The sequence below is a fragment of the Variovorax sp. CCNWLW186 genome (assembly GCF_037203865.1).
Classification (GTDB): Bacteria; Pseudomonadota; Gammaproteobacteria; order Burkholderiales; family Burkholderiaceae_C; genus Variovorax.
This window is the reverse complement of sequence record NZ_JBBCBO010000002.1, coordinates 128169-152321: the sequence shown is the minus strand read 5'-3', so window position 1 is coordinate 152321 and position 24153 is coordinate 128169. Positions and strand designations below refer to the sequence as shown.

At 64.5% G+C, this 24153-nt stretch carries 23 protein-coding genes; 8 read left to right on the top strand and 15 right to left on the bottom strand.

The window, feature by feature from the left end:
* Positions 1 to 27: 27 nt before the first annotated feature.
* From V9K97_RS03170 to V9K97_RS03150, 5 genes are all read right to left on the bottom strand, one after another.
* On the bottom strand, positions 28 to 375 hold the full coding sequence (locus tag V9K97_RS03170) for a hypothetical protein (protein ID WP_337316163.1): 348 nt from the start codon (positions 373 to 375) through the stop codon (positions 28 to 30).
* A 66-nt stretch (positions 376 to 441) separates the two neighbouring features.
* Positions 442 to 765 (bottom strand): hypothetical protein, encoded by a 324-nt coding sequence (locus V9K97_RS03165; RefSeq protein ID WP_337316161.1) that lies wholly within the window; start codon positions 763 to 765, stop codon positions 442 to 444.
* A gap of 92 nt (positions 766 to 857) precedes the next feature.
* Entirely contained in the window at positions 858 to 2600 is a 1743-nt protein-coding gene (locus V9K97_RS03160; RefSeq protein WP_337316159.1) for a type IV secretory system conjugative DNA transfer family protein, read from the bottom strand.
* A gap of 290 nt (positions 2601 to 2890) precedes the next feature.
* Positions 2891 to 3580 carry an HAD family hydrolase gene (locus V9K97_RS03155; RefSeq protein WP_337316157.1) on the bottom strand — a complete coding sequence of 230 codons (690 nt, stop codon included), beginning with the start codon at positions 3578 to 3580 and terminating at the stop codon, positions 2891 to 2893.
* 91 nt (positions 3581 to 3671) lie between these two features.
* Complete coding sequence (locus V9K97_RS03150; protein WP_258501973.1) at positions 3672 to 5012, bottom strand: MFS transporter; 1341 nt, start codon at positions 5010 to 5012, stop codon at positions 3672 to 3674.
* A gap of 178 nt (positions 5013 to 5190) precedes the next feature.
* Between V9K97_RS03150 and cyoA the strand changes: the two genes are divergently transcribed.
* From cyoA to trhA, 8 genes are read left to right on the top strand one after another with little or no spacing between them, the layout of a single operon-like run.
* Positions 5191 to 6219, top strand: coding sequence for a ubiquinol oxidase subunit II (cyoA, locus tag V9K97_RS03145; protein ID WP_337316155.1), 1029 nt, complete (start codon positions 5191 to 5193; stop codon positions 6217 to 6219).
* On the top strand, positions 6216 to 8228 hold the full coding sequence (gene cyoB, locus V9K97_RS03140; RefSeq protein ID WP_443302470.1) for a cytochrome o ubiquinol oxidase subunit I: 2013 nt from the start codon (positions 6216 to 6218) through the stop codon (positions 8226 to 8228). The genes cyoA and cyoB overlap by 4 nt, the downstream gene beginning before the upstream one ends.
* The gene (gene cyoC, locus V9K97_RS03135; RefSeq protein ID WP_258501979.1) at positions 8221 to 8886 is read left to right on the top strand and encodes a cytochrome o ubiquinol oxidase subunit III; all 666 of its coding nucleotides are present in this window, start codon (positions 8221 to 8223) and stop codon (positions 8884 to 8886) included. The genes cyoB and cyoC overlap by 8 nt, the downstream gene beginning before the upstream one ends.
* Positions 8883 to 9308: a cytochrome o ubiquinol oxidase subunit IV gene (cyoD, locus tag V9K97_RS03130; protein ID WP_337316151.1), complete on the top strand. Its 426-nt coding sequence runs from the start codon at positions 8883 to 8885 to the stop codon at positions 9306 to 9308. Before cyoC ends, cyoD begins: the two co-directional genes overlap by 4 nt.
* 38 nt (positions 9309 to 9346) lie before the next feature.
* Positions 9347 to 10171: an SURF1 family protein gene (locus tag V9K97_RS03125; protein WP_337316149.1), complete on the top strand. Its 825-nt coding sequence runs from the start codon at positions 9347 to 9349 to the stop codon at positions 10169 to 10171.
* On the top strand, positions 10128 to 11543 hold the full coding sequence (locus V9K97_RS03120; protein ID WP_337316147.1) for an ATP-binding protein: 1416 nt from the start codon (positions 10128 to 10130) through the stop codon (positions 11541 to 11543). Before V9K97_RS03125 ends, V9K97_RS03120 begins: the two co-directional genes overlap by 44 nt.
* Positions 11540 to 12091 (top strand): response regulator transcription factor, encoded by a 552-nt coding sequence (locus V9K97_RS03115; RefSeq protein WP_337316145.1) that lies wholly within the window; start codon positions 11540 to 11542, stop codon positions 12089 to 12091. The genes V9K97_RS03120 and V9K97_RS03115 overlap by 4 nt, the downstream gene beginning before the upstream one ends.
* A gap of 19 nt (positions 12092 to 12110) precedes the next feature.
* A complete protein-coding gene (gene trhA, locus V9K97_RS03110) occupies positions 12111 to 12773 on the top strand; it encodes a PAQR family membrane homeostasis protein TrhA (RefSeq protein WP_337316143.1) in 663 nt (220 codons plus the stop codon).
* 356 nt (positions 12774 to 13129) lie between these two features.
* Here the strand turns inward: trhA and V9K97_RS03105 are convergent, their stop codons facing one another.
* From V9K97_RS03105 to V9K97_RS03060, 10 genes are all read right to left on the bottom strand, one after another.
* Positions 13130 to 13354: a SlyX family protein gene (locus tag V9K97_RS03105; RefSeq protein WP_337316141.1), complete on the bottom strand. Its 225-nt coding sequence runs from the start codon at positions 13352 to 13354 to the stop codon at positions 13130 to 13132.
* Between the two features lie 4 nt (positions 13355 to 13358).
* Positions 13359 to 14810 carry an AAA family ATPase gene (locus V9K97_RS03100; RefSeq protein WP_337316139.1) on the bottom strand — a complete coding sequence of 484 codons (1452 nt, stop codon included), beginning with the start codon at positions 14808 to 14810 and terminating at the stop codon, positions 13359 to 13361.
* Between the two features lie 103 nt (positions 14811 to 14913).
* Complete coding sequence (locus V9K97_RS03095; RefSeq protein ID WP_337316137.1) at positions 14914 to 17430, bottom strand: ABC transporter permease; 2517 nt, start codon at positions 17428 to 17430, stop codon at positions 14914 to 14916.
* Between the two features lie 71 nt (positions 17431 to 17501).
* Positions 17502 to 18374 (bottom strand): formate dehydrogenase accessory sulfurtransferase FdhD, encoded by an 873-nt coding sequence (locus tag V9K97_RS03090; RefSeq protein ID WP_337316134.1) that lies wholly within the window; start codon positions 18372 to 18374, stop codon positions 17502 to 17504.
* Positions 18371 to 18787 carry a hypothetical protein gene (locus V9K97_RS03085; RefSeq protein ID WP_337297133.1) on the bottom strand — a complete coding sequence of 139 codons (417 nt, stop codon included), beginning with the start codon at positions 18785 to 18787 and terminating at the stop codon, positions 18371 to 18373. Before V9K97_RS03085 ends, V9K97_RS03090 begins: the two co-directional genes overlap by 4 nt.
* Positions 18784 to 20007, bottom strand: a complete 1224-nt coding sequence (locus V9K97_RS03080; protein WP_337316132.1) for a formate dehydrogenase subunit gamma — start codon at positions 20005 to 20007, stop codon at positions 18784 to 18786. Before V9K97_RS03080 ends, V9K97_RS03085 begins: the two co-directional genes overlap by 4 nt.
* Before the next feature lie 11 nt (positions 20008 to 20018).
* Positions 20019 to 20273, bottom strand: coding sequence for a hypothetical protein (locus V9K97_RS03075; protein ID WP_337316130.1), 255 nt, complete (start codon positions 20271 to 20273; stop codon positions 20019 to 20021).
* Entirely contained in the window at positions 20270 to 20893 is a 624-nt protein-coding gene (fdh3B, locus tag V9K97_RS03070) for a formate dehydrogenase FDH3 subunit beta (RefSeq protein WP_126748436.1), read from the bottom strand. Before fdh3B ends, V9K97_RS03075 begins: the two co-directional genes overlap by 4 nt.
* A 9-nt stretch (positions 20894 to 20902) precedes the next feature.
* Positions 20903 to 23890 carry a formate dehydrogenase subunit alpha gene (locus tag V9K97_RS03065; RefSeq protein WP_337316128.1) on the bottom strand — a complete coding sequence of 996 codons (2988 nt, stop codon included), beginning with the start codon at positions 23888 to 23890 and terminating at the stop codon, positions 20903 to 20905.
* 14 nt (positions 23891 to 23904) lie between these two features.
* Positions 23905 to 24135: a formate dehydrogenase gene (locus V9K97_RS03060; RefSeq protein WP_157615302.1), complete on the bottom strand. Its 231-nt coding sequence runs from the start codon at positions 24133 to 24135 to the stop codon at positions 23905 to 23907.
* Positions 24136 to 24153 lie beyond the last annotated feature (18 nt).

Here is a 24153-nt window from a genome sequence, read left to right as displayed (position 1 = left end):
TTCAAATTTGTCGATGTTAGATCGAAATCACCCATGGTCTCTTTTTGTGGTTTTTCTTATGCCTTCAATAATTGAATTAATTTCTCTGTCTCCTTCCGTTAATCCTCCTTCCATTTCTATGGAAAAGCAAACATAAGCGCCTTCAACATCCGGGTTTTCATAGGGTTGGTAAACGCCTTCGCTCTTGAGATATCTGCATGGCATTTCTTGCCTATTCATTGGACGCGAAACCCTGCCATTTTTTGCATCCTCAATCAAAGATCGCAAAGCGTCATACAAATGACCTATGTCACTGACGCCAGGGTATTGCTGAAGTACCCACTCCAAGTGCTTGGCCGCCGCTTTGAGATTTATGGGATCTATGGCGTGAGTCATATCGTCGGCTCAATTAAAAATTCTCTTCGATCGGATGAGTTGAAAGATGGCGCAACGGATGCGAAATTAGAAGTTAAATTCATTCTTAATGTTCCACTCCTGACGAAGCTCACCCATGATGCTCTCTGGAGTGATTGAAATACTGTTTTCCATTGTCGCCAAGCGGAGGAAACGTTTCAGAAGATGCGCCATGGGAAGGTGAGACGAACGATTGAGACGAAGCGTCTTACAAAGCTCTGCGGCCCAAAACTTCAGGCCATCCATGTTCGCGCATTCTGATAATGGGATCGAAACGGCGTGATCGAATTCAGATCGAATAACTCCATTCACAGCAAAGAGTTTCTCGTCGAGCGTGTCGAGCCAAGCCTCGTAGTCGTGCAAGGCAGTCACGTGGGACTTCAGGTGAAACCAGGAAGGGTGAACTCGTTGATAAAAGTCGTGCAAGTCCTCATAAATCATGCGCGTTTGTGCAACAGAGCGGATCAGTTAAAGCCTTTCGGCAGGCTTTGCCGAGTGCCTTCGTCAAACCCGCCAGTCCTTCCCAACGCCAGCCCGCCGGCCGCCCCCTTGATCGGCGCCGGCGCCATGCTCGCCCGCTCCTTGAAAACCTTGTCCTTGAAGAACCAGTTCTTGTGGGCCCGGATGGGCTTGCAGCCTTCATAGAAGATCAACTCCTCGTCGGCGGGCAGCTCCTTGATCTCCTGCGGCAGAAACAGGGCCCGGCGCTCTTCGGTGTAGTTGGTCGAGACCTGGTTGGAGCCGCCGCCTCGGCTGGTGCTGCGGTGCTCCTTGCGGATGGTCTTGTAGCCCAGCATCTCGCTGTATTCAGCCGCATCGCTTTGCTCGCGTGGCGCAAACACGATCTGTGCGCCGTGGTTGGTGATGAAGTTCTGTGCGTCGTTGTCGCCGTAGGCCGAGCGCAGCTGAGCGCGGCTTTGCACGATGCACAGGTCGCGCACACCGTAGCTGGCCGAGATCGAGATGCGCTTGGCCCACACATCCACTCGCCCCATGGCGGTGAATTCGTCCATCAGCATGAGCATCTGGTATTTCAGGTCCGGCTCGTCACCCAGTTGCTTGGTGAGGTTGTTGCCGATCACGCTGCTGAAGAAGATGTTCAGCAGCTTGCCGCTTTCATCGAGCTTGTTGGTCGGGATGTCGACGTACAGCGTGGTCGGATGTTTGCGGATGGCGGTAATGTCGAAGTCGGTGGCGTTGGTGGCAGCGGCCAGCACCGGACTGAGGAACTGCTGCAGCGGCGCCTGCATGGTGGCGATCACCGAGGAGAAGGTTTGCTCGGCCAGGCCGGCGAGGTTGCCAAAGACGGTGCGCGTTTGCACGCTGACGAAACTGGACTCTTGCGGGTTGTCCACGATTTCCTTGAGCATCGCCAGAGTGCCCCGGCCGTCGGTGCCGCTGGACAGGCGCAGGATGCGTTCAAGACTGGGAAAGTTCTCGTCGGTGTTGGGGTCCTGGGCACGCCCGAGGATCCGACCCCAGTGGTCCCATGCCTCGAACATGTAGGAGGCGAAGGCCGTGAAGGCGGCGCGGCCCTGGCTCGTCCAGAAAGGATCCTTGCCAGGCTCGTCCGGGTAAAGAATGGCGGCGATGGTCTGGATTTCGCCGATGCGCTTGCCCGCATCCATGCCCACCAGCAGGGTGAAGGCGTTGAAGCGGTGGGTCTTTCCCTGGTCGTCGTAGGGGGCCCACACATAGATGGTGTGACCCTGTGCCGCGCGCCAGCCGCTGGTGGCTTTGCGCAGTTCGCCCTTGAGGTCGAGCACGACCATGGAGTGCAAATACGACAACAGCACCGGGATGGCGATGCTGGTGGTCTTGCCCGAACGGGTCGGACTGACCGTGATGACGTGCTGGGCGCCGCCCAGCCACAGGGACTGGCCTTTGTACTTGCCGATGAGGATGCTTTGCGGGGTCTGCTTGAGCAGGCCGGCTTTCTTGAGATCGGAAAGTTCGGCGAAGCTGGCGTCGCCATGCAGGGATTCGGCCTTGGCTCGAAAAAGCGGGATGAGCAATGCGGCCCAGCCCAACAGTGGTACGCCAAAGCCCAGGGCGCCGCTGAGCTTGATCTTGGTAGCGTAGGGCGCGTACTGCGGCAGGTCTGCCGCCTGAATGTATTGCCACCACGTGTTCCAGGCCAGCGGTGCGTCTCGCAGATCGAGGATGAGCAGAACAAGGTAATTGGAGAGAAACCAGCCGCCTGCCAAGACCCCCAAAAGTGTCACCAACGCGATAAGTAGCCTGCTTTTGCTCATATCCTGAGTCATCTCCCTATTAATAAGGAAAGACTTATACAAGCCGCGGCAATCTCAGCAGGTTGTGCAATGGGCCATCGAACATAAGACTGCGGCCCTGTTGCCAAATTCTTCACGCATTCGAGTTGCCCGCGATCTGGTGGGCACCCATAAAGGCCGGAGCAATGAGGTTCAGGCTGACATGGCTGCGGCTGGGCACGCTCACCAAGCGCATGGAAAACACGACTGACTGAGCGCTAGATTCAGGCGCGCTTCTCCGCGGGGGCGGGAAACCACAGCGGCAGGTGCGCCATGGCGTCGTGCAGCGAATCGAGCACATGAAACGCCTGCCCGATAATCGACTCCGGCGGGTGCTTGAGGTCCGGCACGATGACGACCCTGAGGCCCGCCGCCAGCGCCGCCTTCGCGCCGTTCTCGCTGTCTTCGAAGGCCACGCACTGCGCCGGGTCCACACCCAGGCGCTCCGCCGCAAGCAGGTACAGCGCCGGGTCGGGCTTGGCGCGTGCCACCTCGTCGCCGCCCGCGAAGGCCTCGAAGTGATGGAGCACGTCGAGGCTGCCCAGGCAGGCTGCGATCTGGCCGCGCGTGGACGACGATGCAACCGCACAGCGTGTGCCGAGTCCGCGCAAGGCAGTTAGCAACTCGGCCGCGCCGGGCTTGATGGGGAAGAGCGGCCGCAGGTCGCCGTCGGCGCGCTGCAGCTGCAGCGCGGCGGTCACTTGCGATGCCGCGTGCTGGTAGGCGGCCGCGCCGCCGAGCAGCGCAGCAAGGATCTGCTTCGACTCAGCCATGGCCAGCCCCACGCATTGCAGGTACTGCGCGTGCGAAAGCTCGATGTCCAGCGTGCGGGCAGCTTCGATCCAGGCGGCCATGATGGGCCGCTCCGAATCGATGAGCAGCCCGTCCATGTCGAAAATTGCGGCGGTGAACATGAGGCGAATCCTAAGCCAGCACGCGCTGCGGCGCCTGAAACAGAAAAGGGGCCGACCGGCCCCTTTTTCGAACACCGGCGTCTGATGGAGATCAGTCCCGCACCAGCGCCCGGTTCAAGCCCAGGGCCGCCAGCGTGCCGACCGCGCCGGACAGCAGGTAGACGCTGACATAGGCCAGCCCGAAATTCGCCGACAGCCCCAGCGCCACCAGCGGCGCGAAGGCGGCACCGATGAGCCAGGCCAGGTCGGCCGTGAGGGCCGCGCCGGTGTAGCGGTACTTGGGCTCGAAGTTCGAGGTCACCGCACCAGCCGCCTGGCCATACGAGAGCCCCAGCAGCACGAAGCCCAGCAGAATGAAGATGTCCTGCCCGATGCGGCCGCCGTCGAGGAGCGTGGGCGCAAAGCCGCTGAACACCGCGATCATCGCGGCCAGCCCGCCCAGCGTGAAACGCCGGCCCACACGGTCGGCAATCAAGCCCGAAGCCACGATGCCGCCGGCGCAGAACACCGCACCGATCATTTGCACCACCAGGAATTCGGTGATCGATTGGTCGGAGTACAGCGTGATCCACGACAGCGGGAACACGGTGATCAGGTGGAACAGCGCGTAGCTGGCCAGCGCGGCAAACGCGCCGATCAGCAGGTTGGCGCCCTGCGAGCGGGTCAGCTCGACCACGCTGGTGGGCTGCAGCTCGCGCTCTTCGAGCAGCCGCGAATACTCTTCGGTGGCCACCAGCCGCAGGCGCGCGAAGAGCGCCACCACGTTGATCGCGAACGCAACATAGAAGGTGTAGCGCCAGCCCCAATCGAGAAAATCCTTGAGCGCCAGGCTGCCGTAGAGATAGGCAAAAAGTGCGCTGGCCACAAAGAAGCCGAGCGGAGCGCCCAGCTGGCCGAGCATGGCGTACCAGCCGCGGCGGTTCTGCGGCGCATTGAGCGCCAGCAGCGAAGGCAGCCCGTCCCACGAGCCGCCGAGCGCCAGGCCCTGTGCAAAGCGGAACACCGACAGCAGCACGATGGACGTGAATCCGATGCTGGCGTATCCCGGCAAGAAGGCGATGCCCGCGGTGGAGGTGCCCAGCAGGAACAGCGCGATGGTCAGCTTGGCCTCTCGCCCGAACCGCCTCTGGATGGCCATTGAAATGACGGTACCGAACGGCCGCGCAATGAAGGCGAACGAAAAAACCACGAAGGCGTAGAGGGTTCCCTCGAGGCGCGCTTCGAACGGAAAGAAAACCGCCGGAAATACCAGCACCGAGGCGATGCCGTAGACGAAGAAATCGAAGTATTCCGATGCCCGCCCGATGATCACGCCGACGGCGATCTCGCCCGGCGCGATATGGGAATGTCCGTCGCCCTGCCGGGCGTCGTTTTCGGACGTGTTCGGCACCGGCGGTGCGCCTTGCGGAAGGATGCTGGACGTCGTCGTCATTGCGTTTTGTAATTCGGGTGTCACGTGCAGTGACAAAGGTAGACCATGAACAGGGAGGCTCCAAGCGTCTCACCGAACGGGGATTCCCGCCATAGGACAAAACGTCCAATAGCGGGGCGCAACCTTTGATCGTAGATTGTGGGGTCTTTGCGCAGCCCCTGCACTTCTTTCTTTCGGCATGCCCACCCTCAAAACTCTTCGGCGATGGTCCCTGTTGCTTCCCCTTGCCTTCCTGGCAGGCTGCAACACGGTGCTCATGAATCCTTCCGGCGACATCGCCAATCAGCAGGGACGACTCATCGTTGTCTCGACCGTGCTGATGCTGATCATCATCGTTCCGGTGATCGCGCTGACGCTCTTCTTTGCCTGGCGCTATCGCCAGTCGAACAAGGAGGCCGACTACAGCCCCGACTGGGACCACTCCACCCAGCTCGAACTGGCCATCTGGGGCGCGCCGCTCCTGATCATCATCGCGCTGGGCGCCATCACCTGGATCAGCACGCACACGCTCGACCCGTACCGGCCGCTCAGCCGGCTCGACGCCGAGCGCCCGATTCCCGCCGAAGCCAAGCCGCTGGTGGTCGAAGTGGTGGCGCTCGACTGGAAGTGGCTCTTCATCTACCCCGAGCAGGGTTTTGCCACGGTGAACGAAATGGCCGCGCCGGTCGACCGGCCGATCACTTTCAAGATCACGGCCTCTTCGGTGATGAACTCCTTCTTCATTCCCGCACTGGCCGGCCAGATCTACGCCATGCCGGGCATGGAAACCAAGCTGCACGCGGTCATCAACAAGCCCGGCGAGTTCGAGGGCTTCTCGGCCAACTACAGCGGCGCCGGCTTCTCGGGCATGCGCTTCAAGTTCCACGGCCTGAGCAACACCGACTTCGACCAGTGGGTGCAGAAGGTCAAGGCGGGCAAGGACGGCGAACTCACGCGCGAGCAGTACAAGAAGCTCGAAGTGCCGAGCGAGCGCGAGCCCGTGCGGCACTACGCCACGGTTGCGCCGGACCTGTATGACGCGATCCTCAACCTCTGCGTGGACCGCAACAAGATGTGCATGAAGGAAATGATGGCCATCGACGCGAACGGCGGGCTGGGCAAGCCCGGCGCGTTCAACGTTGCCACCACGCAGGCCTGGCAGGCTGACCCCCTCATCAATTCGCCAACGCGCAAGTACGTCACGGCGATGTGCACCACCGAAGAATGACGATGCTCGAAAACCTTGACCTGACGAAGCTTGTCTTCGGCCGCCTCACGTGGGAGGCGATTCCTTACCACGAGCCCATTCTGCTGGCGACCTTTGCGGCCGTGGTGCTGGGCGGCTTGGCCATCCTGGGCGCAATCACTTACTTCAAGCTCTGGGGCACCCTGTGGCGCGACTGGATCACCAGCATCGACCACAAGAAGATCGGCATCATGTACATCGTGCTCGGCCTTGTCATGCTGCTGCGCGGCTTTGCCGACGCACTCATGATGCGCGCCCAGCAGGCCATTGCCTTCGGCGACAACGCCGGCTTTTTACCGCCGCACCACTACGACCAGATCTTCACCGCGCATGGCGTGATCATGATCTTCTTCGTGGCCATGCCGCTGGTCACGGGCCTCATGAACTTCGTGGTGCCACTGCAGATCGGCGCGCGCGACGTGGCTTTTCCGTTCCTGAACAACTTCAGCTTCTGGATGACCACCTTCGGCGCCGGCCTCGTGATGGCGTCGCTCTTCGTGGGCGAGTTCGCCAAGACCGGCTGGCTGGCGTATCCGCCGCTCTCGGGCATTCTCTTCAGCCCCGACGTGGGGGTCGACTACTACATATGGTCGCTGCAGATAGCGGGGGTAGGTACCCTGCTCTCGGGCGTCAACCTGCTGGCCACCATCGTGAAGATGCGCGCGCCCGGCATGACGATGATGAAGATGCCGGTGTTCACCTGGACTGCCCTTTGCACCAACGTGCTCATCGTGGCTGCCTTCCCGGTGCTCACCGCCGTGCTCGCCCTGCTGTCGCTCGACCGCTATGCCGGCACCAACTTCTTCACGAACGACCTCGGCGGCAACGCCATGATGTACGTGAACCTGATCTGGATCTGGGGCCACCCCGAGGTGTACATCCTGATCTTGCCGGCCTTCGGCATCTTCTCGGAAGTGGTGTCCACCTTCAGCGGCAAGCGCCTCTTCGGCTACGCCTCGATGGTGTACGCCACCATCGTGATCACCATCCTGTCGTACCTCGTCTGGCTGCACCACTTCTTCACCATGGGCTCCGGCGCCAGCGTGAATTCGTTCTTCGGCATCACGACGATGATCATCTCGATCCCGACGGGCGCGAAGATCTTCAACTGGCTCTTCACCATGTACCGCGGCCGCATCCGCTTCGAGCTTCCCATGATGTGGACCGTCGGCTTCATGGTCACCTTCGTGATCGGCGGCATGACGGGCGTGCTGCTCGCGGTGCCCCCGGCCGACTTCGTGCTGCACAACAGCCTGTTCCTCATCGCGCACTTCCACAACGTGATCATCGGCGGCGTGCTGTTCGGCATGCTGGCGGGCATTACCTACTGGTTCCCCAAGGCCTTCGGCTACAAGCTCGATCCGTTCTGGGGCAAGTGCTCGTTCTGGTTCTGGCTCGTCGGTTTCTGGGTCGCGTTCATGCCGCTGTATGTTCTGGGCCTGATGGGCGTCACGCGCCGCATGAGCCACTTCCAGGACATGTCGCTGCAGTTCTGGTTTCAGGTGGCGGCCTTCGGCGCGGTGCTGATCGCGCTGGGCATTGCGTCCTTCCTGATTCAGCTGGTCGTGAGCTTCGTGCGCCGCGAGTCGCTGCGCGACACCACGGGCGACCCGTGGAACGGCCGCACGCTCGAATGGTCGACCTCGTCGCCGCCGCCGGCCTACAACTTCGCGTTCACGCCGCGCATCCATGACAACGACGCCTGGACCGACATGAAGCGCCGCGGCTACGCCCGCCCGCTCGAAGGCTTCACGCCCATCCACATGCCCAAGAACACCAGCGCCGGCTTCATCATCGCGGCCCTGGCGGCGGTCTGCGGCTTTGCGCTGATCTGGCAGATGTGGCTCGTGGCGGGTATCGGCTTTGTCGCCATGCTGGCCGCCGTGATCATCCACACCTTCAACTACAAGCGCGACTACTACATTCCCGCGGAAGACGTCGTCCGTACCGAAGCCGAACGCACGCGCCTCCTGGCAGCAGCCCATGTCTGATACCACCGCCCTCCACTCCCCCGCGGCCGGCCACGCCCACAGCGACCAGACGGGCAAGCCGCCCGTGTTCGAGCTGTTCCACGTCGGCAACGACCACCACCCCGAGAACGGCACACTGCTCGGGTTCTGGCTTTACCTGATGAGCGACTGCCTCATCTTCGCCTGCCTGTTCGCGGTGTATGGCGTGCTGGGCCGCAGCTATGCGGCCGGCCCCTCGGGCGCCGACCTGTTCGACCTGCCGCTGGTGGCCGTCAACACCTCGCTGCTGCTGCTGTCTTCCATCACCTACGGCTTCTCGATGCTCGAAATGCAGAAGAAGCGCATGGGCGGCACGCTGGTGTGGCTGGCCATTACGGGCCTGCTGGGCGCGGGCTTCATCGGCCTGGAGATCTACGAGTTCGCGCACCTCATCCATGAAGGCGCGGGCCCGCAGCGCAGCGCGTTCCTGTCGTCGTTCTTCGCGCTGGTCGGCACCCACGGCCTGCACGTGACCTTCGGCATCATCTGGCTCGTCGTGCTGATGTTCCAGCTGCCCAAGCACGGCTTCACCGCCGCCAACCGCCGCCGCCTGATGTGCCTTTCGATGTTCTGGCACTTCCTGGACGTGGTGTGGATCGGCGTCTTCACCTTCGTTTATCTGATGGGATCGATGGCATGAGCACCGCCCACACCAACACTGCCGCCGCGCACGGCCATGACGCGCACCACGAGCACCACGCACACGACGACCATCACGACGATGGCCCCGTGAGCCACAGCACCTTCAAGGGCTACATGACCGGTTTCGTGCTGGCCGTGATCCTGACCGCGATTCCGTTCTGGCTGGTGATGGGCAAGGTGCTTGCCAACACGCACACCACCTCGCTCATCATCCTCGGCTTTGCCGCGGTGCAGATCGTGGTGCACATGATCTACTTCCTGCACATGGACGCCAAGTCCGAAAGCGGATGGAACATGCTGGCGCTGATCTTCACCATCGTGCTCGTCGTGATCACGCTGGCCGGCTCGCTCTGGGTCATGTACCACATGAACGCCAACATGATGCCGATGTCGGTGCACGACATGAAGAACATGCCTTGACGACGACCCTGCCGCCAGACCACAGCACTCGCAACACAATGGCCGGACGGCAGCGCTCCACGGCCGCGCGGGTGATCTTCATGGTCTGCGCGGCGCTTGCCTTTGCCGGCTTCGTCGCGCTCGGCAACTGGCAGGTCGAGCGCAGGGCTTGGAAGCTCGATCTCATCGCCCGCGTCGAACAGCGCGTGCACGCCCCGGCCTCAGAAGCCCCAGTGCGCGACCGCTGGCCGCAGATCAACGCGGCCGCCGACGAATACCGTCATCTCCGCGTCACCGGCACTTTTCTGCACGACAAGGAAACCCTGGTGCAGGCCAGCACCCGGCTCGGTGCCGGCTTCTGGGTGCTGACTCCGCTGCAGGCCGCCGATGGCACCACGGTGCTGGTCAACCGCGGCTTCGTGCCGCTCGAGGCACGCGAGCGCTCGTCGCGCACGGCCACCGAGCCCAAGGGCGAGACCGCCGTGACCGGCCTGCTGCGCATCACCGAGCCCAAGGGTGGGTTCCTGCGCAAGAACGATCCCGCCGCCGATCGCTGGTTCTCGCGCGACGTGCAGGCCATTGCCGCCGCGCGCGGCCTGGGCAATGCGGCGCCCTACTTCATCGATGCCGAGGCCATGCCCTCCGCCCCTGGTGCAGCACCGGCATGGCCCGCTGGGGGGCTCACGGTCATCGCCTTTCCCAACAGCCATCTTGTCTACGCCATCACCTGGTACGGCCTGGCGCTGATGGTCGCGGGTGCGGCCTGGTTCGTGTGGCGCGACGATCGCCGCCGCCGCAAGCTCGCCAACCCAGCCGACAGCAGCGGCGACAATGCCTCTCATGCCGACGGAAGACATCACCAAGACGACCGCCGCCCCGACTGAGGTCTCCGCGGTGGCGGGGGAACTGCACGCGCCCCGCGCGGGCGTGGCAAGTCTGGACAACGCCACCGGCCACAAGAACATGCAGCAGCTGATCCAGCTGCGTTGGTTTGCGGTGGTCGGGCAGGTGATCACCATCCTGTTCGTGCACTACGGCTTCGGCATCCGGCTGCCGCTCGACCAGCTGCTGCTGGTGCTGGCGTGCCTGGCTCTCTTCAACGTGGTGAGCCTGCTGCGCTCGCGCACGCTTCGCAAGGTGACGAACGGCGAATTGTTTCTGGCGTTGCTGGTCGATGTGGCCACGCTCACTGCCCAGCTTTACCTCAGCGGCGGTGCGACCAATCCGTTCGTTTTTCTGTATTTGTTGCAGGTCATTCTGGGTGCGGTGCTGCTCAAGGCATGGTCGACATGGACCATCGTGGTTGTCACCGGCCTGTGCTTCGCGGGGCTGGCGCTTTTCTCGCGCCCCCTCGCACTGCCGCTCGACCACGACCGGGGGCTCTGGAGCCCTTATGTGCAGGGCATGCTGATCTGCTTTGCGCTCAATGCGGCGCTGCTGGTGGTGTTCATCACGCGCATCAGCCGCAACTTGCGCGCGCGCGATGCGCGGCTGGCCGACCTGCGCCAGCGCGCGTCGGAAGAAGAGCACATCGTGCGCATGGGCCTGCTCGCATCGGGCGCGGCGCACGAGCTGGGCACGCCGCTTGCCACGCTGGCGGTGATCCTCGGCGACTGGCGCCGGCTGCCGCATTTCAGTTCCGACCCCGAGCTGCTGACCGAAGTGGCCGAGATGGAACTGCAGATCCAGCGCTGCAAGAGCATCGTGAGCGGCATCCTGCTGTCCGCCGGCGAGGCGCGGGGCGAATCGTCCGAAGAAACGACGGTGAGCACTTTCCTCGACGAACTGGTGGAGGAATGGCGCACCACGCGCCCCGTGGAAGAGTTCGACTACGACAACCGTTTTGGCCGCGACCTGCCCATGGTTTCCGACTCGGCCGTGAAGCAGATGATCTGCAACGTGCTCGACAATGCGCTGGAAGCCTCGCCGCACTGGTTGCGCCTGGAAGTGGCGCAGGACGCCGATGCGCTGACGCTCACGGTCACCGACGCGGGGCCGGGCTTTCCGCCCGCTATGCTGAAGCAGTTCGGCAAGCCCTATCAGTCGAGCAAAGGCCGGCCGGGCGGCGGGCTCGGGCTGTTCCTGGTGGTGAACGTGGCCCGCACGCTCGGAGGCCGCGTTGCGGTGCGCAACCGGGCTGAAGGCGGCGCCATCGTGTCCATTGCGCTTCCGCTCGCGGCCGTGGTGCTGGAGGAAGAGGACGACGACGAGGCCATCGACGACACCATTGCCATGACTGGAACCAAAAGCCCATGACCGAAGAAGCCGCCGAAGCCGAGCGCCAGTTGCTGATCGTCGAGGACGACGCAGCCTTTGCGCGCACGCTCGGCCGCTCGTTCGAGCGCCGTGGTTATGCGGTTACGCACGCGAGCAACGCCGACGAGGTCGAAGCGCTGCTGCAAGACCATTCGCCCGGCTACGCGGTGGTCGACCTGAAGCTCAACGGCGAAGCCTCCGGCCTGGCGTGCGTGCAGATGCTGCACCGGCACAACCCCGAGATGCTGATCGTGGTGCTCACGGGTTTTGCGAGCATTGCCACCGCAGTCGAGGCCATCAAGCTGGGCGCCTGCCACTATCTGGCAAAGCCTTCCAACACCGACGACATCGAAGCCGCCTTCGGCCGCGCGACGGGCACCACCGAGGTAGAGTTGACCAACCGCTCGACGTCGATCAAGACGCTGGAGTGGGAGCGCATTCACGAAACACTTGCCGAAACGGGCTTCAACATTTCCGAGACCGCGCGGCGACTTGGCATGCACCGGCGGACGCTGGCGCGCAAGCTCGGCAAGCAGCAGGTCAAATAGCAAGGCGAAATCGACAAACATGAATTCCGGAAAGCCGACATCCACTGTGCGTGACCAGACCACGCTGGAAGAAATCTTCAACGCGCTGAGCCACGGCCTCGGCTTGCTGCTGGCGATCGTGTCGTTGCCGATCCTGGTCTACAGCGCCGCGCAGAAAGGGCAAGCCGCCAGCATCGTCGGTGCATCTCTCTTTGCAGGAACGGCCATCGTGCTGTACCTGATCTCGACGCTGTACCACGCGCTACCCACCGGCAAGGCCAAGGCGTGGTTCAACCGGCTCGACCACGCGGCCATCTACTTGTTCATTGCGGGCAGCTACATGCCGTTTCTGTTCGGCGTGCTGCGCGGGCCGTGGGGCTGGACGTTGTTCGGAGCCATCTGTGCGGCGGCAGCGCTGGGCGTCGGTGCCAAGCTGTTCAACCGGCTGCAGCATCCGCTGTGGTCAACGGGGCTCTACGTGGCAATGGGCTGGATGGCGTTGATGGCGGCGGTACCGCTGTACGAACGCATGTCGCCGGCAGGCCTGGGTTGGCTAGTGGCCGGTGGGCTTTTCTACACGGCCGGTGCGGTGGTCTTTTTGTTCGACAACAAGGTGCGGTTTGCCCACTTCGTATGGCACCTGTTCGTGCTGGCTGGCAGTTCTTGCCACTTCTTTGCTGTGCTCTGGCATTCGCACGGCTGATCTCTTTGGTCTGAGCGGCGCTTTCGTTCGGGGCGCTCTTGTTCAGGGGTGTCGTTGAGGGCGCTGCTGTTCGGAGGCCCTGTTGTTCAGGGCGCGTGCAAAGGCCACCGGGTACTCCCCTCCGCGAATGTCCCCCGGGGCTGCGCCCCCCCTCCTTTATTTCGCTGCGGGGAGCACCCGATGCCCTGTGCACACCGGGCGCTGCGCTTGTTCCATTCGATCAACGACCGCTCTTGATCACGCGCCCGTCGATGGGGTGCCTTGCGCAGCGAAATAAAGGAGGAGGCCGCAGGCCGGGGGACATTCGCGGAGAAAGGTACCCCGTCGGCGGGTGCGCCGCCCTGAACAACAGGCTCTCAGTAATGCGGCGGCAACTCGTCCCGCAAGCTGCGCGCTGTCCCCTCCTGCCCCGCGTTCTGGCTCTGCTGTTTCAGCTGGGTCACCTGAAGAATCAGGCTGTCGATCTGCTGCTGTTGGCGGTAGATCGTCATGTTCAGTTGCTCCAGCAGATCTTCCGCGTAACTCGACTTGATCTCGAGTTCGGTCAACCGCTCTGCAATGTCGTCCGGTAGATGTTCCATGGCTCTATTGGACAGGAACCGCCGCCAGAACGCTTTCCTCGACGGGCGTGGCGACCTCGTTCACCATGCGGCTCAACATGAGCGCGGCCCGCAACGGGTACAGCGTGCGCTCATCTCCCTCTGCCTTGTTGCTCACGATGGTGCCGGTCGAAGGCCCCATGCTGGCCGTGCGCACCGCGTCGGGCCGATGAACCGGCACCATGAACGGCGAGTGCGTGGTGTAGATGATCTGGTTGTCGAAGTCTCGCTCGAAGTGCTCGAGCAGGTCGGCCTGCGAGCGCGCATGCAGGTGCAGGCCTGGCTCGTCCAGCAGCAGGATGGCATCGCCTGCACGGCCACCCTTGGTGTCCGCAAAGAAGGTGATGTAGAACGAGAAGAACCACTGGAAGCCGCGGCTGCGCTCGTCGAGGTTCACTTCCACCTCGTAGGTGTCGTCGGGGTCGGACACCAGCGTGTCCATGTACGGTCCGTCGAGATTGAAGCGCACCTTGAGCTCGCGGTCCTTCCAGAGCCGGCGAATCTCGGAAGTGACGACGGCGCCCGCGCGATTGACGAGCTGGTTGCGCGTGGCCAGGTCGTTCTTGTCCAGCAGGTCTTGCAGTTGCTGCGGGTCGAGCCCGGCTGCCTTGCAGAGCTTTTCGAAGCCCTGCTGCTCGGGTGCCGCCTGGCCCCAGCCCTTGCGCACCAGGTAGTCGGCAATGTTCTGGCGGCCGGGCAGCGCCGGATACTCATCCACGTAGATGAAGCGGGGCAGCTTCTCGAGCACCCACTGCTTTGCCTTCGCGAGCGCCGGCGTGTCGTTGGCAATCGCGCGGGCCATGTCCTCGAGTTCGACCAGCATCTGCTCCTGCTTGTCGCTGAGCTCGGCATCCGCAGCGGCCAGCGCCTTGCGCAAGGTTTGCAGCGCCTTCACTGCGCCTTCCGACCACCGGATGTAGTCGGGGCTCAGGATCATGGCGGCGTCGAAGGCGTCGGCCTCCTGCTCCAGCGTCGCCCGTGCTTCCTCGGCCACTTTCTCGGCTGCGGCCTTCACCGCCGGCACGATCTTGCGCACCTTGCCCTTGATGTCCGACACGTCGAGCGATAGCTCAGCCAAGCCTTCGAGCCCCGTCCAGCGCGCCGTGCCGTAGCCTCGGCCCGCGGTGACGTGCCGCACGTTGGCCGCGCGCGGAAGCATCTCCGCCAGTTCGGCCCACTCGCCCTCGTCGAGGGCCCAGCGTGTAGCGACGACCGGTGTATCGGCCTGGCACTCTTCAAGGCGGCGGTGCCGCGGAAAGTCCTTGATCGGGCTGAGCTCGGTTATGCCTTCAGCGGGGTTCAGGCTGTGCAGCGCGCGCAGCAGGTTCGACTTGCCGCTGTCGTTGCGGCCGAGAATTGCCGTGAGCTGTGTGGAATCGATGGAGCCGCTGTCGTTGATCGAGCGAAAGTTGGTGATCTGGAATGACGCCAAGCGCATGTAAGGGGGTTCTCATCGAATGAATGCAGGGCCGGGGAATGTATTGCATTCCCAGGCCCTTCCCGCCCGCGGCTAAAGAAAAAAATCTATCTCTATCAATTACTCACTCGGCCGCGCGCCGCAGCGTATCCACCACCGGCCTGCGCAGCACGTCGCGCAAGCCCCACCATCCTGCGGCCAGCGCCAGCACCGCACCCGCGAGCGCGCCGGCCACCGGCACCACGGGCGATGCGGTCCAGGTGAAGTCGAACACGTAGCGCGCCAGGCCCCAGCCGATGACCGATGCCACGATGCTCGCCAGGAAGCCCGCGAGCAGGCCGACGCCTGCCAGCTCGGCACGCTGCACCTGGCGCAGCAGGCTGGCGCGCGCGCCCACCGCGCGCATCACCGCGAACTCGCGCGCGCGCTCTTCACGCGTGGCGGTGACTGCGGCAAACAGCACCACCAGGCCCGCCGCAAGCGTGAAGCCGAACAGGAACTCGACCGCGCGAATGACCTGGTCGAGCACGCGCTGCACCTGGTTGATGGTGGCGCTCATGTCCACGTTGGTCACGTTGGGGTAGCTGCGCACCAGCGCGTTGTCGAAGCCGCGGGTTTCGGGTGCGCGGAAGGCGCCCATGTAGGTCACGGGCACATCGGGCAATGCGGCCACGGTGTACATCACGAAGAAGTTCGCATGCATCGAGCCCCAGTCGACCTTGCGCAGCGAGGTGATGCGCGCGTCGTTCTGCATGCCGCCGATGTCGAAGCGCAGCACGTCGCCCAGCTTGAGGCCAAGCGTTTCGGCCAGGCCTTCTTCCACGCTCACTTCGCCGGGCGCGTCGGGCTTCCACGCACCCGCGACGATGCTGTTGTGCGCCGGGGCCTCCACGCTGTTGCTGAGGTTGAACTCGCGGTCCACCAGGCGCTTGGCGCGGTCTTCCACGTAGTCGTCGGGCGACACCGGCTTGTCGTTGATGGCCACCAGCCGGCCGCGGATCATCGGGTACCAGTCGAACTTGCGCACGCCCGCATCGCGCAACGATTTCTGGAACGCCGTGCTCTGGTCGGGCATGACGTTGATGACGAAGCGGTTGGGTGCATCGGGCGGCGTGGCCTTGCGCCAACTCGCGACCAAATCGGTGCGCAGCAGCACCAGCAGCACCAGCGCAAGCAGGCCGACTGCCAGCGCGCTCACTTGGACCACGGCGTACGCCGGCCGCGCCGAGATCTGGCGCGTGGCCAGCACCAGCCAGCGCGGCGCGGTGGTTTCGTTGACGCTGCGGCGCAGCACCTTCACAGCGAGCCAACTCAGCAGTGCGAACACGGCCACGGCGCCCGCAAAGCCGCCGACGGCAATCAGGCCCAGCTTCAGGTCGCTGCTGGCCGCGATCAGCAAGGCCGCAAAGCCGGCCACGCCGATGCCCAGCACCGCGAGCGACGCGGGCTTGAGCCCGCCGACATCGCGCCGGATCACCCGCAGCGGAGGCACCTTGGCCAATTGAAGCACCGGCGGCAGGCCGAAGGCGAACAGCAGCGTGAGCCCCATGCCCAGGCCGAACGCCACGGGCCACAAGGTGGCCGCCGGCAGCGCCGTTTCCACGAGCCCCGCAAGCAGCACGACGAACATGTAGTGCACGGCAAAGCCGATGGCCACGCCGAGGCCGCTGGCGACGATGCCGACGACCGCGAATTCGAACGAATACGCCATGGCGATGGTGCGCTGGCTCTGGCCGAGCACGCGCAGCATGGCGCAGTCATCGAGATGATTGGCCGCAAAGCCGCGCGCGGCCAGCGCCACGGCCACGGCCGAGAGCAGCGCCGCTAGCAGCGCGACCAGGCTCAGGAATTTCTCGGCCCGGTCCAGCGTCTGGCGCATTTCGGGGCGCCCGCCTTCGAAGGAGTCGAGCCGCACGCCGCGCATTTCGCCCTTCTTGATGGTGGCCTCGGCCCAGTCGGAAAAGCGCTTGACGTCTGCGTCGTCTCCGGCCACGGCATAGCGGTAGCCCACCCGGCTGGCGGGCTGCACGAGGCCGGTGCGCGGCACGTCGGCCTGGTTGAGCATGACGCGCGGCGAAAAGCTCATGAAGCCAGCGCCCCGGTCGGGTTCGAGCGTGATGACGCGTCCGATGCGCAGGCTGCTGTCGCCAAGAAGAAGCATGTCTCCCACCTTGAGCGCGAGCGAATCGAGCAGCGAGGCATCGACCCAGACCTCGCCCGCCGGGGGAATGTCGCGCGTGATGCTGCCGGGCGCATCGGCGGCATTGGCGGTTTGCAGGTTGCCGCGCAATGGGTAGCCCGCGGTCACGGCTTTCAGCGCCACCAGCTTGCTGGCGCCGCCCTGGGCGTCGTCCGCCCGGGCCATGGTGGGAAAGCCGTAGGTGCTGGTGCCCTGGAGCCCGAATGCGCGCGCCTGCGCGATGAAAGCCTCGGGCGTGGGGTTGTCGCTCACTACCACGGCATCGCCGCCGAGCAGCTGCCGCGCGTCGCGCTGCAGGCCTCCCTGCAATCGGTCGGCAAAGAAGCCGACGGCCGTGAGTGCGGCCACGGCCAGCAGCACGGCAACGATCAAGAGGCGCAGTTCGCCGGCGCGCAAATCGCGCCAGAGGGTGCGCCAGCCAAGGCGGAGGGAGGCATTCATGGGCGAGACGATAGCCGACGCGGGCGCGCCGGCGCCTTTCAGGGACTTACCGTGAGTAGGGAGAACAGCCCTTAGGCCGGATTGCGGCGCGCGAGTTCCGGCTGCAGCACGAGCCGGTCGACACCCGCATAGCAGACGAAGTGCCGGTTGGTGGCACGGCCAATGGCGCACAGGCCGACGCGCGTGGCCACCTCGTGGCCCATTTGCGTGATGCCGCTGCGCGAAACCACGATGGGCACGCCCATCTGTGCCGACTTGATCACCATTTCGCTGGTGAGCCGGCCTGTCGTGTAGAAAACGCGGTCGCCCGCCAGAGCGCCCGCCGGCTGCATGGCGCACCAGCCCGCAATGGTGTCGATGGCGTTGTGCCGGCCCACGTCTTCGACGAAGCAGTGCATCGTCGCCTCGGTACCGCCGGGCTCCAGCGTGAACAGCGCACACCCGTGCACCGAACCGGCCGACTTGTAAGTGCTCTCCTGGAGGCGGATGGCGTTGACCAGCGTATAGAGCTGCGCCTGCGTCATGCGGGTGGGCGGCAGCTGGAGCTTGTCGATGTCGGCCATCAAATCGCCGAAGACGCTGCCCTGCCCGCAGCCGGTGGTGACCACCTTCTTTGCGGTGCGCTCTTCGATGCGGTCGATGCCGGCGTGCGTCTTGACGGCGGCGGCGCCCACTTCCCAGTCGACGGTGACCGATTCGACGTCACTGGCCGATTCGATGAGGCGCTGGTTCAGCAGGTAACCCAGCACCAGCAGTTCGGGCTGGGCGCCGAGCGTCATCAGCGTGACCAGTTCGCGCCGGTCCACATACACCGTGAGATCGCGCTCGGCCGGAATGGACACGGTGCCATGGGCGCCATGCTCATCGACGACCGCGACCTCGCGCGTGAGCGCGGCGCGGGCCTGGGTAAGACGTGGAAGCTGCAACGGCAAACGCGTCGTCACTGCGCCTTGGGCGTGGGATTGACGGTGGCCGCGGGCTGGTTGGTGCTGGGTGGCGATGCGGCCGTGGGGGCCGGCGAATGCGCGCCCGAAACCTCGAGCGGCTTGGCCTGTTCCACCGGCGGCGCAAAGGCGAAAGGCCCGGGGTCGGCGCAAGGCGGCGTTGCGGCGGCCGTGGGCACCGGCTTGCCGGCCGCGGCCGCGCTGGCGCGGTATTTCGCGGCCACGCGGTCCTGCGCCAGGCAAAGCTTGTACGAATCGACCTTGCCGCTCCAGGCCGTCCTGGCGGCGGTTTCGGCGGCCTTGGCCTTGGCCTCGGGCGTGGCGGGCGGCGGCGGCAGCTTGGCCCATGCCATGGGCGCGGCCAGCGCAAGCACCAGCGCGGAAAGTTTCAACGACACAGACAGCTTCTTCATGAGGACGTTCCTTCGGCGGGCCGCGGTGCCCGCACTACGACGGGTGCCGACGCATCGGCCGGAACCGTGCGCTGCGCGGGGATCTTGCCCGCGGCAATGTCGTCGTACCAGAGTTCGTGGTGTTCCTTGGCCCAGGTCTCGTCGACGTAGCCGGTGCGCATGGCCTTGTAGGCGCCCGTCATGCCCAGCGTGCCGATGTAGATGTGGCCCATGATCATCGCCATCATCAGCAGCGTTGCAACGCCGTGGATCATGTGCGCCACCTGCATCTCGCCGCGGGTGTAGACGAAGCCGGGCAGCAGCTTGTCGAGGAAGAGCCCCGAGCCGATGACGAAGAGCCCGAGGAACAGCACGCCGCCCCAGAAGACCAGCTTCTCGCCCGCATTGAAGCGGTGCGAAGGCACTTCCTTGCCGCCGAAGAGGCCGCCGAAACGCGCAAGCCATTTCAGGTCCATCGCGCGCGGAATGTTGTCGCGGATGAAGGTGAACACCATGAACACCGTCGTCACCACGAACAGCGGGCCGACGAAGTTATGGACGTTCTTGAGCGCGTAGGTAATCCAGCCGAACAGCGTCAGGCCCATCCACGGCAAGAGGAAGAACTTGCCAAAGGCCATCACGATGCCGGAGATGGCGAGCGTGACGAACGCGATGGCGTTCGACCAGTGCGTGGCCCGCTCGAACGGTGTGAAGCGCTCGATCTTGCGGCCGGTTTCCTGGCCGTGCAGGCGAATGGGCCCGCGCGTGAAATAGAAGATGGCAAGCGCCAGCAGCGTGACGAACAACAGGGCCGCGCCGTAGGGAATGAGCCAGTCGTTGCGCACCTGGCGCCAGGCTTCGCCGGCATTGGTGAAGCGCGAGCCGGGGTACTGCACGAACGGCTGGATCAGGTTGCCGGCTTCAGGCGCCTCGCTTTTCGGCAGGCTGCTGTAGCCGGTAACGCCCTGCCCCACCTGCCGCCACATGGGCGCGTTGTTTCCGGGCTGCACCTTCATGCGCTCGCCGTTGGTCTGGTTCGGGTAGTTGGGGTCGGCACTCGCTTCGGGCTTGACCTCGAAGATGTTCTGGCTGCGGATGCCGCCCGCGGCGGGCGCCGGTGCGGCGGTTGCAGCAGGTGCCGGGGGTGCGGCCGTCGTTCCCGGCGCGGCCGGCGGCTGCGCCTGCGCAAGCGCCGAACCCAGCGCGGCGGAAAGAACGAGAGCGGTCAGCGCTTGCTTCATGGGCTCTCCGTTCAGTTCTCTTTGTTGTATTCGTTCTGCCCGTTTTGCGTGCGGGTCTTGAGCTGCTGCTGCCAGGCGGTCTTGTCGCCGACCTTCCAGTCGGGCGCGGTGAACACCGTGCCGGCGTTCTCCTTGGTGCCGGTGCCGCTCCAGGGAACGGCGTCGTGCTTCACGCCCTGCGCATTGGTCTGCGGCTTTTCGCCGCAGGCCGTCACGCAGGTTGCGACCAGCGCAACACCCAGGACGACGAGGCCCTGCCGCTTCACTTCTGCACCCCGTTCACCGGCGGCGTGCCGGCTTGCTGCGAGCCGTAGGCAGTGCCCCAGCCCCACACTTCGGCGCCCTTGCCGCGCTGGACGACGCGGGTGCGGAAGATGTCGGCCACCACGTCGCCGTCGCCGGCCAGCAGAGCCTTGGTCGAGCACATCTCGGCGCAGGCCGGAAGCTTGCCCTCGGCCAGTCGGTTGCGGCCGTACTTTTCAAATTCGGCTTCCGAACCATTGGCCTCGGGGCCGCCGGCGCAGAAGGTGCACTTGTCCATCTTGCCGCGCACGCCGAAGGTGCCTTGCGACGGGAACTGCGGTGCGCCGAACGGGCAGGCGTACGAGCAATAGCCGCAGCCGATGCACACGTCCTTGTCGTGCAGCACCACGCCTTCATCGGTGCGGTAGAAGCATTGCACCGGGCACACGGCCATGCAGGGTGCGTCGGAGCAATGCATGCAGGCCACCGAGATCGATTTCTCGCCCGGCACCCCGTCGTTCAGCGTGACCACGCGGCGGCGGTTCACGCCCCACGGCACTTCGTTTTCGTTCTTGCAGGCAGTGACGCAGCCGTTGCATTCGATGCAGCGTTCAGAGTCACAGACAAATTTCATTCGCGCCATGGTGCTTCCTTATGCCTTTTCCACATTGCAGACCGTGGTCTTGGTCTCTTGCATCATGGTCACGCTGTCGTAACCGTAAGTCGTGCCGGTGTTGATGGCTTCGCCGCGTACCACCGGGGCAGCGCCCGCCGGGTAATAGCCGAGCATGTCGACACCCTGCCAGCGGCCCGAGAAGTGGAACGGCATAAAGACCGTGTCGGGCCCCACGCGCTCCGTGACCAGGGCCTGCACGTTGAGCTTTGCGCCGGTGGGTGTGTGCACCCAGGCGCGCTCGCCGTTGCGAATGCCCTTCTCGGCCGCGACCTTCGGGTTGATCTCGATGAACATCTCCTGCTGCAGCTCGGCAAGCCAGGGGTTCGAGCGGGTTTCCTCGCCGCCGCCCTCGTACTCGACCAGTCGGCCCGAGGTCATGATGTACGGGAATTTCTCGTGCACCTTGTCGGCGATGTTCTTCTGCTGCACGGTCTTGTAGAGCGTGGGCAGGCGCCAGAACGCCATCTTGTCGTCGTGCGTCGGGTACTTGGCCATCAGGTCGGGCCGGTTGCCGTACAGCGGCTCGCGGTGCTGCGGAATGGCGTCCGGGAAGTTCCAGACCACTGCGCGCGCCTTGGCGTTGCCGAACGGATGGCAGCCGTGGTTCTTCATGAACACGCGGATCATCCCGCCCGAGCTGTCGGTCTTCCAGTTCTTGCCCTCGGCCTTCGGCTTCTCGGCCTCGGTGAGCTCGTCCCACCAGCCCAGCTTCTTGAGCAGCATGTGGTCCAGCTCAGGGTAGCCGGTGGTGATGTCGGCGCCCACCGAATGCGAGCCGTCTTCGGCCAGCAGGTTCTTGCCGTCGCGCTCCACGCCGAAGTTCGCGCGGAAGTTGCCGCCGCCTTCCATCACGTGCTTGGACGTGTCGTACAGGTTGGGCGAACCCGGGTGCTTGAGCTCGGGCGTGCCGTAGCAGGGCCACGGCAGGCCGAAGTAGTCACCGGTGAGGTCGTAGCCGTTGACCTTGTCCTTCACGCCGGCCTTCACCTTGAGCGTGCGCACGTCGAAGGCGCCCATGTTGCGCATGTGCGCCTGCAGGCGCTCGGGGCTCTGGCCGGTGTAGCCGACGGCCCAGCAGGTCTTGTTGATTTCGCGCAGGATGTCGTCGGGCAAGGGCTCGTCCATGCCCTTGACCTTCTGCATCTTGTAGTTCTTGCTCAGTTCCTTGCCAAAGCCCAGGCGGTCGGCGAACTGCTGCATGATCATGTGGTCGCTGCGGCTCTCCCACAGCGGCTCGATCACCTTCTCGCGCCACTGGATCGAGCGGTTCGACGCCGTGACGGAACCACTGGTCTCGAACTGCGTGCACGCGGGCAGCAGGTAGACGGCGCGGTTGGGATTCTGGTCTTCCGGCCGGCCGGGCATGGCGGCCATGGCGGCCGTGGCCGACGGATACGGGTCGACCACCACCAGCAGGTCGAGCTTGTCCATGGCGCGCTTCATCTCGAGACCGCGGGTCTGCGAGTTGGGCGCATGGCCCCAATAGAACACGCCGCGAAGGTTCGAGTCCTGGTCGATCAGCTCGTTCTTCTCGAGCACGCCGTCGATCCAGCGCGACACGGTGATGCCGGGCTTGGTCATCATCGCGGGCGATGCGAAACGGCCCTTGATCCATTCGTAGTCGACGCCCCAGGTGGCGGCAAAGTGCCTCCACGAGCCTTCGACGATGCCGTAGTAGCCGGGCAGCGAGTCTGGGTTGGGGCCCACGTCGGTCGCGCCCTGCACGTTGTCGTGGCCGCGGAAGATGTTGGTGCCGCCGCCCGACTTGCCCACGTTGCCGAGCGCCAGCTGCAGGATGCACGACGCGCGCACGATCGCGTTGCCGATGGTGTGCTGCGTCTGGCCCATGCACCACACGACGGTGCCGGGGCGGTTTTCATTGAGCCAGGTGGCTACCTTGAGCACCTGCGCCTCTTTCACGCCGCAGGCCTCTTCGACCTTGTCGGGCGTCCACTTGGCCAGGACCTCTTCGCGCACTTTTTCCATGCCGAAGACGCGGTCGTTGATGTACTGCTTGTCTTCCCAGCCGTTCTTGAAGATGTGATGCAGGATGCCGAACAGGAAGGCGATGTCCGAGCCCGAGCGAATGCGCACGTACTCGTCGGCCTTGGCCGCCGTGCGCGTGAAGCGCGGGTCGACCACGATCATCTTGCAGCCGTGCTCCTTGGCATGGAGCATGTGCAGCATGCTGACGGGGTGGGCCTCGGCCGCGTTGGAGCCGATGTACATGGCCACCTTGGCGCCACGCATGTCGTTGTACGAATTGGTCATGGCGCCGTAGCCCCATGTATTCGCCACGCCCGCAACGGTGGTCGAGTGGCAGATGCGCGCCTGGTGGTCGCAGTTGTTGCTGCCCCAGAAGCTCACGAACTTGCGCAGCAGGTACGACTGTTCGTTGCTGTGCTTGGACGAACCGATCCAATAGACCGAATCGGGGCCGCTGGCCTGCCGCAGGTCTTTCAGCCGGGCCGTGATCTCGGTGAGCGCGGTGTCCCAGCTGATGCGTTCGTACTTGCCGTTGACCAGCTTCATCGGGTAGCGCAGCCGGTACTCGCCATGGCCGTGCTCGCGCAGCGCGGCGCCCTTGGCGCAGTGCGCGCCCAGGTTGATGGGCGAGTCGAACACCGGCTCCTGCCGCACCCACACGCCGTTCTCGACCACGGCGTCGGAGGCGCAGCCTACCGAGCAGTGCGAGCACACCGTGCGCTTGATTTCAACCTTGCCGGCGCCCACCGCGGTGGGACGGGCATCGCCTGCCGCCTCGGCCTTGCGCATCAGCGTGAGCTGGCTGGCAGCCAGCCCCACGCCCACGCCGAGCCCGGAGCGGCGCAAAAAGGCACGCCGGTCCATAGTGGGCAGCGCGCCCGAAAGGCCGCGCCGCAGGCTGTGAATGAACGGAGAAGACTCGCGTTCCCCTTGCCGCGACACGCTGTTCGCGGGGGTCGTTTTCTTGGTCAGCAACATCGTGGGTGTCCGCTTCAGGCCGAAGCGGTCTTGTAGTAGTGCTTGACGTGTTCGCTGAGCGAATAGCCGCCGCCTTTTTCAGGCGCGGGCTTCAGCTCGGGAGCGGCAGCCTCGACGGCTGCGGGGGCCTCGGCCACCTTGGGAAGCACCGAAACCGCGGCGACCGCGGCACCTGCGGTGGCGGCGCCAAAAAAGAAACCTCGACGCGAGGCCGGCTTGATACCGGCCGCTTGGCTGTCCTGCATGTGATCTCCAGGAGTGGC

Coding starts and splice junctions, on each gene's coding strand:
- cyoB (WP_443302470.1), top strand. CDS start 6,216: ATGACGATGCTCGAAAACCTTGACCTGACGAAGCTTGTCTTCGGCCGC.
- cyoA (WP_337316155.1), top strand. CDS start 5,191: ATGCCCACCCTCAAAACTCTTCGGCGATGGTCCCTGTTGCTTCCCCTT.
- V9K97_RS03170 (WP_337316163.1), bottom strand. CDS start 375: ATGACTCACGCCATAGATCCCATAAATCTCAAAGCGGCGGCCAAGCAC.
- trhA (WP_337316143.1), top strand. CDS start 12,111: ATGAATTCCGGAAAGCCGACATCCACTGTGCGTGACCAGACCACGCTG.
- cyoC (WP_258501979.1), top strand. CDS start 8,221: ATGTCTGATACCACCGCCCTCCACTCCCCCGCGGCCGGCCACGCCCAC.
- V9K97_RS03065 (WP_337316128.1), bottom strand. CDS start 23,890: ATGTTGCTGACCAAGAAAACGACCCCCGCGAACAGCGTGTCGCGGCAA.
- V9K97_RS03080 (WP_337316132.1), bottom strand. CDS start 20,007: ATGAAGCAAGCGCTGACCGCTCTCGTTCTTTCCGCCGCGCTGGGTTCG.
- V9K97_RS03085 (WP_337297133.1), bottom strand. CDS start 18,787: ATGAAGAAGCTGTCTGTGTCGTTGAAACTTTCCGCGCTGGTGCTTGCG.
- V9K97_RS03125 (WP_337316149.1), top strand. CDS start 9,347: ATGGCCGGACGGCAGCGCTCCACGGCCGCGCGGGTGATCTTCATGGTC.
- V9K97_RS03120 (WP_337316147.1), top strand. CDS start 10,128: ATGCCGACGGAAGACATCACCAAGACGACCGCCGCCCCGACTGAGGTC.
- fdh3B (WP_126748436.1), bottom strand. CDS start 20,893: ATGGCGCGAATGAAATTTGTCTGTGACTCTGAACGCTGCATCGAATGC.
- V9K97_RS03060 (WP_157615302.1), bottom strand. CDS start 24,135: ATGCAGGACAGCCAAGCGGCCGGTATCAAGCCGGCCTCGCGTCGAGGT.
- V9K97_RS03105 (WP_337316141.1), bottom strand. CDS start 13,354: ATGGAACATCTACCGGACGACATTGCAGAGCGGTTGACCGAACTCGAG.
- V9K97_RS03150 (WP_258501973.1), bottom strand. CDS start 5,012: ATGACGACGACGTCCAGCATCCTTCCGCAAGGCGCACCGCCGGTGCCG.
- V9K97_RS03115 (WP_337316145.1), top strand. CDS start 11,540: ATGACCGAAGAAGCCGCCGAAGCCGAGCGCCAGTTGCTGATCGTCGAG.
- cyoD (WP_337316151.1), top strand. CDS start 8,883: ATGAGCACCGCCCACACCAACACTGCCGCCGCGCACGGCCATGACGCG.
- V9K97_RS03100 (WP_337316139.1), bottom strand. CDS start 14,810: ATGCGCTTGGCGTCATTCCAGATCACCAACTTTCGCTCGATCAACGAC.
- V9K97_RS03095 (WP_337316137.1), bottom strand. CDS start 17,430: ATGAATGCCTCCCTCCGCCTTGGCTGGCGCACCCTCTGGCGCGATTTG.
- V9K97_RS03155 (WP_337316157.1), bottom strand. CDS start 3,580: ATGTTCACCGCCGCAATTTTCGACATGGACGGGCTGCTCATCGATTCG.